The 8,893-nt window shown below is 72.3% G+C and carries 9 protein-coding genes; 1 reads left to right on the top strand and 8 read right to left on the bottom strand.

Features of this window, described 5'->3' with window-relative positions; all coding sequences use genetic code 11:
* Positions 1 to 119: 119 nt before the first annotated feature.
* Positions 120 to 614: a lamin tail domain-containing protein gene (locus ACFV20_RS33190; protein WP_385663780.1), complete on the top strand. Its 495-nt coding sequence runs from the start codon at positions 120 to 122 to the stop codon at positions 612 to 614.
* Positions 615 to 646: 32 nt separating this feature from the next.
* Here the strand turns inward: ACFV20_RS33190 and ACFV20_RS33185 are convergent, their stop codons facing one another.
* The 8 genes from ACFV20_RS33185 to ACFV20_RS33150 all read right to left on the bottom strand — a co-directional run bounded on the left by ACFV20_RS33185 (position 647) and on the right by ACFV20_RS33150 (position 8,829).
* Positions 647 to 2,158, bottom strand: coding sequence for an FAD-dependent monooxygenase (locus ACFV20_RS33185; protein WP_385663777.1), 1,512 nt, complete (start codon positions 2,156 to 2,158; stop codon positions 647 to 649).
* A 107-nt stretch (positions 2,159 to 2,265) separates the two neighbouring features.
* Positions 2,266 to 2,640 carry a hypothetical protein gene (locus ACFV20_RS33180; RefSeq protein ID WP_385663774.1) on the bottom strand — a complete coding sequence of 125 codons (375 nt, stop codon included), beginning with the start codon at positions 2,638 to 2,640 and terminating at the stop codon, positions 2,266 to 2,268.
* A gap of 60 nt (positions 2,641 to 2,700) precedes the next feature.
* Positions 2,701 to 3,222 carry a roadblock/LC7 domain-containing protein gene (locus tag ACFV20_RS33175; protein ID WP_385663771.1) on the bottom strand — a complete coding sequence of 174 codons (522 nt, stop codon included), beginning with the start codon at positions 3,220 to 3,222 and terminating at the stop codon, positions 2,701 to 2,703.
* A gap of 38 nt (positions 3,223 to 3,260) precedes the next feature.
* Positions 3,261 to 4,103 (bottom strand): hypothetical protein, encoded by an 843-nt coding sequence (locus ACFV20_RS33170; protein ID WP_385663768.1) that lies wholly within the window; start codon positions 4,101 to 4,103, stop codon positions 3,261 to 3,263.
* Positions 4,100 to 4,570, bottom strand: coding sequence for a hypothetical protein (locus tag ACFV20_RS33165; protein ID WP_385663765.1), 471 nt, complete (start codon positions 4,568 to 4,570; stop codon positions 4,100 to 4,102). The genes ACFV20_RS33170 and ACFV20_RS33165 overlap by 4 nt, the downstream gene beginning before the upstream one ends.
* Before the next feature lie 364 nt (positions 4,571 to 4,934).
* Positions 4,935 to 5,288 carry a DoxX family protein gene (locus ACFV20_RS33160; RefSeq protein WP_385663762.1) on the bottom strand — a complete coding sequence of 118 codons (354 nt, stop codon included), beginning with the start codon at positions 5,286 to 5,288 and terminating at the stop codon, positions 4,935 to 4,937.
* The gene (locus ACFV20_RS33155) at positions 5,285 to 7,252 is read right to left on the bottom strand and encodes an acetoacetate--CoA ligase (RefSeq protein WP_385663759.1); all 1,968 of its coding nucleotides are present in this window, start codon (positions 7,250 to 7,252) and stop codon (positions 5,285 to 5,287) included. Before ACFV20_RS33155 ends, ACFV20_RS33160 begins: the two co-directional genes overlap by 4 nt.
* Positions 7,249 to 8,829, bottom strand: a complete 1,581-nt coding sequence (locus ACFV20_RS33150; RefSeq protein ID WP_385663782.1) for a bifunctional 3-(3-hydroxy-phenyl)propionate/3-hydroxycinnamic acid hydroxylase — start codon at positions 8,827 to 8,829, stop codon at positions 7,249 to 7,251. Before ACFV20_RS33150 ends, ACFV20_RS33155 begins: the two co-directional genes overlap by 4 nt.
* Between the last annotated feature and the right edge of the window lie 64 nt (positions 8,830 to 8,893).

Here is an 8,893-nt window from a genome sequence, read left to right as displayed (position 1 = left end):
TTGGGTGGCAATGCCACCGAACCCGCCCCGCTGCGTACTTGAAGCGTGTACGATCCGGATGCTTCACCGAACCATCACATCGCCTTCACCTGAAGGCCATGCAGGGGGGACGAACGTCCATGCGCATACGCCTTGTCGCCACCACGGCCCTCGCCGCCGGAGCCCTGACCGCCCTGTCGGCGGTGCCGGCTCAGGCCGCCGAGTACGACTCCGCGCTGAAGATCCGCGGGATCCAGTACGACGCTCCCGGCAGCGACTCCAACCGCTGCTCCGGGGGGAACACCAAGGACGAGTACCTGACCGTCAAGAACTACTCGCGCTCCACCACGGTGAACCTCAAGGGGTACGTCGTGAAGGACGCCGCGGGCAACAAGTTCACCTTCACCGCGAGCCACACCCTCCAGCCGGGTGACTACGTGAAGCTGCGCGGCGGCCACGGGACCGACTCCGACGCGAACAACGTCGTCTACCGCGACAACTGCAACTTCATGTGGAACAACGACAAGGACACCATCTACGTGTACAAGCCGTCGGGCAGCCGCGCCGACGTGCACTCGTACACGAAGAACGGCTCGGACGCGGACGGCAACGGGTACATCACGTACCACGGCTGATCCCTCGCCGGACCGGCGCCGGCCCCCTTGTGTCAGGGGGCCGGCAGCCAGCGGTCGAGATAGGCGCGCAGGCCCGCGAGGTCGCCGCCCCGGCCCAGGTACCCCACGTACCCGTCCGGCCGCACCAGGGCGTGGGTCGCGCCCGGCCAGGGACTTCGCGGGCCCAGGTGCCGCACACTCAGCAGGTCGCGTGGTACGCCCGGCGGCACGTCCTCCGGCTGCCGGCCGGGGCCGGTGAGCAGCAGGTGGTAGCCGGGCCCGGCGACGTGCCGCTGGAGTCCGGCCGGGGCGTCGGGCAGCCGGTCGCCGGCGCGTGGGCCCCGGCGCGGGCGGTGCGGCCCGGTGACGGACAGCGGGCCGTTGCGGTAGTGGATGCCGAGTTCGGAGACCGTGCGGAACAGACGAGCCCGGGCGCCGGTCGCGCGCAGGAGCAGCGGGGCACCGAGCGGGGCGAGACGCGTGCGGGCCAGCCGCAGGGCAGGGTGGCCGCTCGTACCGGCGGTGAAGGCACGGTCGGTGAGGCGGCGTACGGCGTGTCCGACCGGGGCGCGCTCCGCCTCGTACGTCTGAAGCAGTTCCGCCGGCGCCGCGCCGCGGCAGACGTGGGCGAGTTTCCAGCCCAGGTTGAGCGCGTCCTGGATGCCGGTGTTCATGCCCTGTCCCCCGGCCGGGCTGTGAATGTGCGCCGCGTCGCCGGCGAGGAAGAACGGGCCCCTGCGGTAGTGGGTGGCGCCGCGGTCGTGGATGCGGAAGCTCGTCGTCCAGACCGGATCGCGCAGCATCACCTTGTCGGGGCTCCAGTCGTCGGCGATCCGCTGGAGAAGGTCCAGTGTCACCTCGTCGCCGGCTGCGCCCCGCGGGTGCATCGCGATCATCCGCCAGGTGGCCGGAGTGCCGAGCGGGAAGAAGAACAGCAGCCCGGCGGCGGTCATGTACGTGTGCACGGCTCCCGGTTCGATCCCGTCGGCCTCCAGGTCCGCCAGCAGGAACGTCTGCGGATAGGCGTGTCCCTCGAAACCGATGCCCGCGAGGGAGCGCACGGTGCTGTGTGCGCCGTCGCAGCCGACCACGTAGCGTGCCCGCACGGTCTCCTCGGTGCCGTCCGGGTGGCTGAGGCGGCAGCTGACGTACGCGCCGTCCGGCTCGGCGTCCAGTAGTTCCGTGCCCCGCTCCACCGTCACGTCCCGCGCGGCCAGACGGGCCGTCAGGGTCGCTTCCGTCTCCGACTGGGGGAGGAAGAGCAGGAAGGGGTACGGCGTGTCGTCGCAGCCCACGTCGAACACCGGGACGTGCAGCACCCGCCGGGGCAGGTGCAGGTGCAGCCGCACCGCCGGGTTGCCCCGTTCGACGAGGTCGTCCGTCACGCCGTACGCGGACAGCATCTCCAGAGTGCGGGGCTGGATCGCCAGGGCGCGTGACTCCCGGGCATGGTCCGGCGAGCGGTCCACGATCCGGAAGCCGGTTCCGTAGGCGCGCAGTTGGAGCGCGAGGGCGAGTCCGGTGGGGCCCGCGCCGACCACGAGCACGTCCAGGGGTGCCGTCATGGCGTCCACCGTAGACGCGGCCGGAGGCCGCTGTGCTCTCGCCCCGCGGCATGGAGGGGCCCTCCGCTGCGCGGGGCGGCGGAGGGCTCCCGTCCGGTGGTGCGGGTTCAGACCTCCAGGTCGTTTTCGATGCGGCGCAGCTGGTGCCGGGCCATCGCGAGGTTGGCCCGGCTCCCGTCGAGGACGAGGTAGAGGAAGAGCCCGCTGCCTCCGCGGCCCTTCAGGAGGCGGATGAGGTGGTACTGCGTGTTCAGGGTGATGAGGATGTCCTCGATCTCCTCCTTGAGTCCGAGGAGTTCCATGGTGCGCAGTTTGGACCGGACGACGTCGGTGTTGCCCGCGGCGGCGACTTCCAGGTTGAAGTCCTTGGTGCCGCCGAGGGTGCCGAGGGCCATGCCGCTGGTGTAGTCGACAAGGGCGACGGCCTTCGCTCCGTCGATGGAGCTCAGGCATTCCTTCAGCGCGGTCTCCGTGTTGGCCATGCGCTCGGTTCCTTTCCTTTGGGTCTGCTGTTTCGGTGGGTCGGAAGGTTCGGGGTGGGCTCAGAGGCCCGTCTGGGGGCGCGGCTGGTGTGTGGGCCGCTGTGGTGTGCGGACCGGGAGGGTGCCGATGGGCCGGTCCGTGGCCGGAGGCACTGTGGCGAGGTGCTCCTCGGGGGGCTGCCGGTCGGCGTGGCGGCCGGTGCCGGGGCCGACACGCGTGGCGAGCAGATCGGCGATCCGGGCGCCGCTGCGCCGGCCTTCGAGGTGGAGACGGCCGACGTTGACGCGGTCTTCGGCGAGGAGCGTGAGGACGGCGGTCGTTCCGGCCGCGTAGGTGGCGACGTAGCCCCTGGAGCCTCGCACCAGCAGTTCGCGGAAGTCACCGCGGGCGGCGGCGTCGGTCATGCGGTAGGCGACGCCGAGGGCGGCCGCGGTGAGCGCGGCGAGCCCCTCCGGTTCGGTGTCCGGCACGTCGTGGGCGAGGACGAGTCCGTCGACGGTGGCCGCGAGGGATCCGGTCAGCCGGGGTATGCGGGTGCGGAGCCGACGCAGTTCGTCCAGGACGTCGGTCTCGACGGCCATGAGCTGTCTCCTTTCGGCACGCTGTCTTCGCGCGCGGATCACAGTGCCTCCAAGGCGTGCAGGAGCCGTCGCAGCAGTGCGGTGTCGGGCTCGTCCGGTGCGGCGGGACGAGGAGGGGGGCCCGGTTCGGCGGACACGAGAGCGGGGGCGGGGGCGGGGGCTTCGACCGGGGTCGGGGAAGGGGTGGGGGCGGGGACGAGGGGGGCCACCGGGGCCACCAGTCCGGCGGCGGCGAGGCGGCGGAGCTCGACGAGGGTGTGGAAGGTGCGGCAGGCCAGGGCCGTGGCGATCTGGGCGGCGGTGCGGACGCCGTCGACCTGGGCGAGGGTCCGGCCGCGCCGGGCCGGCAGATCGGCCGTGCCGGAGCCGGGCACGCGGGCGAGGGGCGCGCGGTCGACGGCCGGTTCGGGCCATATGCGGTGCAGCAGTTCGCGGCGACGTCTGGACTCACGCAGGACGGTGTCCACGGGGACGGAGCGGACCGCACCGAGCCAGTGCGCGACTCCGGGCCGGAACCGGAGGGCCGGTCCGTCGTGGGCGAGGACGAAGTACGCCGCGTCGAAGAGGGCGCCCAGGTGGCACAGTTCCAGGGCGCCGGCGGCGAGGTGTCCGCTGTCCACCAGCTGCCGCCCGACGCGGCAGCGGCGTCCGGCCTGGTCGATCGCCTCCCACCAGCCGTCCGGGGCGAGCGCACCGCTGTGGGTGAGCAGGTCGCCGAGGTCGGGGGTGACGGCGGATTCGACGTGGACGACGCGTCCCGACGCGAGGTAGACGATCCCCGACGCGGTGGACAGGGCGCCGGTCGCCTCCTGCACGGCGAGGGTGCTGAGCAGGGCCGAGGCGGGTTCCTCCGTGCGCAGGGCCCGGGTGGGTGTGGTCATCCGAGCACCAGCCGGTCCGTCATCTCGGCCAGCCGGATGCGGGCCAGGGCGAGATTCCCCTCGCTGCGGTCGAGCCATAAGTGCACGAACACCGTGCTGTCGAAGGTCGTCGTGACGAACCTGAGCAGGTGGTACGAGTCGGCGTTCGTGATGATCAGGTCCTCTACGGGGGGTTCCTTGCCGGACGGCCCGCCGGTGCCGATGGGGTCGGCGGCGTCCCGGCCGGGCGACCCGGCCGGGTCGCCACCGGACGGTCCGCCCGGGGCCCTGCCGGTCAGGGCGAGGGCGCCGCTCTCGGTGGCGAGACGGGCGAGTTCGGCGGTTTCCGCCGCCGTCGCCTCCACATCACCACCGGGTGCGTCTCCCACCGCGCCCAGCGCAAGACCACTGATCCAATCGACCACCGACGCCCCTCGAGCACCTGGCAAGCGCATGGCTTCCAGCAGACTCTCGTCGATTCCGGGCACGCCGAATCCCCTCCCCCTGCACGGCCGTTCCCGCGAACGTGAGCACGACACTACGGAATGTGCTCGCCGCAGATGAACGCTTTGGCATTTTCCAAGTGAATGTGCAGCGGAGTGGGCTGGATGTGAGCACGGTCGGACGGAAGCGGGCAGGATACGTCGCAGGATGAAAGGGGCCCACGGGCGGCTTGACCTGCGGCTCTTCAGTCCTCCTGGGTGGATGCCGCCTCGCCGGGAAGCGGCAGACGGCCGACGGTCTTGAGGGGGAGAGCCGCGAGCTCGGTCCAGAAGTAGTCGTCCTGCCGGGCCCTGCCGGGCATGACGTGATCGGCAGCCCCCTGCTCGGCGCGGTGATGCGCCCGGCCCGTCAGCCGGTGGTGATCGCCGCCCCTACATACGCCACTGACGTCAGGGCCAGTACGGCGGCGGGCAAGGCCTGCGTGAGCGGGTCGCCGTGGCGCAGGTGAACCGTCGCGGCGGCCGCCATCAGCACGGCCAGTCCGCCGGCGGCGGCCACGCCGAGCGGGGCGAGAGCCAGGCCGAGCAGCAGGCCGGTGGCTCCCGCCACCTCCAGGGCGCCGATGACGCGGTAACGGCCCGGTGACATGCCGAGGTGCGCGGCCGCCTGACGCATGAACGGCACCGCGGCGATCTTCGCCAGCCCCAGGGGGAGGAAGACCAGGGACAGTACGACGGCGAGGACGGTGTGGGTGCTGGTCATGCCGATCGGTCCCTGCGTGCGGCCCCCAGGCGGGCGTAGTGGTCGATGAGTTCGGGGGCGTCCACGGCAGCCGGGTTGACCACTTGGTCGACGGGGGCGCCCTGGAGCAGGCGTTTGACCGGGACTTCGAGCTTCTTGCCGGTGCGCGTGTGCGGGATGCCCGGCACTTCGATGATCTCGTCGGGGACGTGGCGGGGTGAGGCGCCTGTTCTGATGGCGTCACGGATCTTGTCTCGGAGGGTGTCCTCCAGGACCACCCCGGCGGCGGGGACGACGAAGAGCGGCATCCAGTAGCCGCCGTCGGGTTCCTCCGCGCCGATGACCAGGGCTTCCGTGATCTCGGGGAGGCGTTCGACGACATCGTGGATGTCGGCGCTGCCGAGGCGTACGCCGTTGCGGTTGAGCGTGCTGTCGGAGCGGCCGTGCACGATCACCGAGCCGTGCGAGGTGAGGGTGATCCAGTCGCCGTGCCGCCAGACGCCGGGGTAGAAGGAGAAGTACGCCTCGCGGTAGCGCGTGCCCTCGGGGTCGTTCCAGAAGTACAGCGGCATGGACGGCATCGGGCGGGTGACGACGAGTTCACCGACCCGGTCGACGACCGGGAAGCCCTCGGCGTCGTACGCGGCCAGCGCCACGCCCAGGTGGGGAGCCGACAACTCCCCGGCCCAGACAGGGGTGTTGGGCGCGCTGCCCGCGAAGCCGGACACGACGTCCGTGCCGCCGCTGATGGACGCCAGCAGCACACGGTCGCCGACGTGGTCGCGGACCCAGGGGTACGCGGAGGCCGGCAGGGTGGAGCCGGTGCAGCCGACCACGCGGATCGACGACAGGTCGTGCACCGACGGGTCGATGCCGAACTTGGCCATGCCCAGCAGGTACTGGGGGCTGGCGCCGAAGACGGTCACGCGGTGGCGGGCGGCCAGCTTCCACAGGGTGTCGGGCTGGGCGAGGGGCACCGGGCTGCCGTCGTAGGTGCAGGTGGTGGCACCGGTCAGCAGCGTCGAGGCGACCAGGTTCCACATCATCCAGTGGGTGGTGGTGTACCACAGGAGGCGGTCGCCGGGGCCGAGGTCACAGTGCAGGCCGAGGGTCTTGAGGTGTTCCAGCAGGACGCCGCCGTGGCCGTGGACGATGCCCTTGGGCAGGCCGGTGGTGCCGGAGGAGAACACGACCCACAGCGGGTGGTCGAACGGCACCGGCGTGCAGGTGAGTTCCTCGGTACGGGTGGCGGCGTCCTCCCACGGGACGGCCAAGGACGGGTACGGCTGCGCCGGCCACGGCAGCCCCACGTGGTCCACCAGCAGCGTCGCCTTCAGTGTGGGCAGCGCGCGGGCGAGTTCGAGAGTGGCGTCGCGGCGGTCGTGGGCGGTGCCGTTGAAGAGGTAACCGTCGGCGGCGATCAGGACGTTGGGCTCCAGCTGGGCGAACCGGTCGGCGGCGGCCTTGGGGGCGTAGTCCTGCCCGCACACCGACCAGACGGCACCCAGGCTCGCGGCGGCGAGGAACGCGATGATCGCATACGGGGTGTTGGGCAGATAGCCCACCACCCGGTCCCCTCGGCCGACGCCCAGGTCGCGCAGGGTGGCTGCGACGGAGGCGACCTGTGACCGCAGGCGCCCCGCGGTCACCTCGTAGCAGGAGCCGGTCTCGTCGAGGGCGATGACCGCCACGGCGTCGTCGGCGAGGTTGCGCAGCGCGTGCTGGGCGTAGTTGAGGGTGGCTCCGGGGAACCAGCGGGCGCCGGGCATCCGGTCCTCCGCCAGGGCCTGCGTGTAGGGGGTGTCGGCGTCGATGTCGAAGTACTCCCACACCGCACCCCAGAAGCCTTCCAGGTCGGTGACCGACCAGCGGTGCAGGGCGGCGTAGTCGGCGCCCGCCAGGCCGGCATGGCGGGCGAAGTCCATGATGGTGCTGTCCGCGACGGCCTGTGGATCGGGCGTCGTGAACGGCTCGGGCACGGTCATCGTGTGGCGCTCCTCGGCAGGCTGGTCCCGGCGGTCCGTCGGGGTGGCAGGGGGCTTCGGGTGGTGTGCAGAAGCGATGCCCAGGCGGGAATGTCGGTGAAGGCGCGGCCACCGGCCGGGACGACGTCCATGACGACACGGTCGGGGCGCAGCAGGACGGCATCGGCCCGGCCGGTGCGCAGCCAGGCGGCGAGCGTGCCGTCGTCGCCGAGGCCGGTCACGGGAATCGCGCGGACGCCCAGCCCCTGGGCGAGGGCACTCAGCGAGGGCCACGGTTCGGCGGCGGTCAGGACGGCGAAGGAGTCGCCCAGCACCTCGTCGAGGCGGATACGCCGCCCGTCGGCGGTGATCCACGGTTGCGGGCAGTGCGAGCCCGCCAGGCTCCTGCGGGTGCCGCGCCGGACGAGGGGCCCGGCCGTCAGGGGCGGGCTGAGGTCACGGCCGACCAGTTCGGCCAGGCCCGGTACACGGCAGGCCATGGACAGCGCCCTGCGGCGGATCGTGGCGGCGCCGTCCTGACCGCCGGTCATGGCCCAGCCCATGGCGACCGCGAGCCGGATCACATGCCGGGCGTGCGGCTTGCGCTCGCTCTCATAGGTGTCCAGGAGCCGTTCGTCGGCGCCTTGCCGGAGGACGCGGGCGAGTTTCCAGGTGAGGTTGTAGGCGTCCCGCATGCCCGAACACAGTCCCTGCCCGATGAACGGCGGGGTGAGGTGAGCGGCGTCACCGAGCAGGAAGACCCGTCCCCTGCGCCAGCGGTCGGCGACCCGCGCCCGGAAGGTGTACCGAGCCTCGCGGAGCACCTGGACGTCCCCGTCGAAGGAGGCCGGCAACCACGGCGCGATCAGCTCGCGGACCGGCGTCTCGGTGTTTCCGAGCCGGAACTCCCAGCGGTAGCGGTCCTCGCCGACGCGCATGAAGGTCGCCGGGCGACGCGGATCACAGACCTGGTCCACGCCCTCCCAGCAGCGGACTTCGGCCTTCGTGCGGACATCGACGACGCTCCAGCGTTCCTCGAAGCGCAGGTCCTCCCACACGGCGCCGAGGGCGTCGCGCGTCAGGCTGTTCGCGCCGTCACAGCCGAGGACCGCCTCGGCCCACAGCTCGTGCTCGCCGCCGCCGTCCCGGTACGTGACGCGCACGGGGCCGGTGGTGTCCGGACCGACGCCGGTGACCTCCACTCCCCCGCGCAGTTCGCACTCCGGGCGCCGCGCGAGGGCGTCGCGCAGCAGCCGCTCCAGATCGGGCTGGTCGAACATGCTGGTCTGCGGGTAGCCGTGACGGCCGTGCCCGGTGCGGCGGAACTCGGCCATCACCCGGTGCCGGGCGTCCAGCAGCCGCAGCCCGTTCGCCGGGCGGGCGACAGCGGTGAACTCCTCCTCCACGCCCGCGGCCTGGAGGATCCTGCGCACCTCGTCGTCGGTGGCGACGGCACGCGGGAGCGGGTAGACGTCCTGGTGGCGTTCGAGGACGATGCTGCGCACTCCGCGCCGGGCCAGGAGGAGAGCGGCGGTCACGCCCACGGGCCCGGCCCCGACGATCACGACGGGCACCCGTGCGGCTCCGTCGGCGGGCACCCGTGATGCTTCATCGACGGGCACCCGTGCGGCTTCATCGGCGGGCACCCGTGCGGCTTCATCG

This window comes from Streptomyces sp. NPDC059696, assembly GCF_042733745.1.
Lineage (GTDB): Bacteria > Actinomycetota > Actinomycetes > Streptomycetales > Streptomycetaceae > Streptomyces.
This window is presented reverse-complemented; position numbering and strand designations above follow the sequence as displayed.